Raw genomic sequence first — 1,453 nt, forward strand, 5'->3', positions numbered from 1 at the left:
AAACTGTCGCATAAAACGCGTTTGGCGTTGTATGGTTAAGCCTCACGGGTAATTAGTACAAGTTAGCTTAATGGCTCACACCACTTCCACATCTTGCCTATCAACGTTGTAGTCTTCAACGGCCCTTCAGAGACTTTAAAAGTCTAGTGAGAACTCATCTCGAGGCCTGCTTCGCGCTTAGATGCTTTCAGCGCTTATCAGTTCCGAACGTAGCTACCGGGCAATGCCATTGGCATGACAACCCGAACACCAGCGGTTCGTTCACTCCGGTCCTCTCGTACTAGGAGCAACCCCTCTCAATTCTCAAACGCCCACGGCAGATAGGGACCGAACTGTCTCACGACGTTCTAAACCCAGCTCGCGTACCACTTTAAATGGCGAACAGCCATACCCTTGGGACCGACTTCAGCCCCAGGATGTGATGAGCCGACATCGAGGTGCCAAACACCGCCGTCGATATGAACTCTTGGGCGGTATCAGCCTGTTATCCCCGGAGTACCTTTTATCCGTTGAGCGATGGCCCTTCCATTCAGAACCACCGGATCACTATGACCTACTTTCGTACCTGCTCGACGTGTCTGTCTCGCAGTTAAGCTGGCTTCTACCATTACACTAACCGTACGATGTCCGACCGTACTTAGCCAACCTTCGTGCTCCTCCGTTACTCTTTAGGAGGAGACCGCCCCAGTCAAACTACCCACCAGGCACTGTCCGTAACCCCGATTCAGGGGCCAACGTTAGAACATCAAAACTACAAGGGTGGTATTTCAAGGACGACTCCACAACAACTAGCGTCGCTGCTTCAAAGTCTCCCACCTATCCTACACATGTAGGTTCAATGTTCAGTGCCAAGCTGTAGTAAAGGTTCACGGGGTCTTTCCGTCTAGCCGCGGGTACACAGCATCTTCACTGCGATTTCAATTTCACTGAGTCTCGGGTGGAGACAGCGTGGCCATGGTTACACCATTCGTGCAGGTCGGAACTTACCCGACAAGGAATTTCGCTACCTTAGGACCGTTATAGTTACGGCCGCCGTTTACCGGGGCTTCGATCAAGAGCTTCTCCCTAAGGATAACCCCATCAATTAACCTTCCGGCACCGGGCAGGTGTCACACCGTATACGTCATCTTGCGATTTTGCACAGTGCTGTGTTTTTAATAAACAGTCCCAGCCACCTGGTCACTGCGGCTCCCGTCCGCTTAGAGAGCAAGTCTCATCACAGATAGGAGCGTACCTTCTCCCGAAGTTACGGTACGATTTTGCCTAGTTCCTTCACCCGAGTTCTCTCAAGCGCCTTAGTATTCTCTACCTGACCACCTGTGTCGGTTTGGGGTACGATTCCATATAATCTGAAGCTTAGAGGCTTTTCCTGGAAGTATGGCATCAACAACTTCATCACCGTAGTGACTCGTCTCGTGTCTCAGTCTTAAAGCAACCCGGATTTACCTAAGTC

Annotated in this window: 1 rRNA gene (cut by a window edge); it reads right to left on the bottom strand. The window is 51.1% G+C overall.

Annotated features, from left to right (window positions below):
• Window positions 1–31 precede the first annotated feature (31 nt).
• Window positions 32–1,453, bottom strand: a 23S ribosomal RNA gene (locus tag H5090_RS20700); it runs 1,566 nt beyond the window's last position.

This window comes from Pseudoalteromonas sp. SR43-5 (assembly GCF_014163835.1).
Taxonomy (GTDB): Bacteria; Pseudomonadota; Gammaproteobacteria; order Enterobacterales; family Alteromonadaceae; genus Pseudoalteromonas; species Pseudoalteromonas distincta.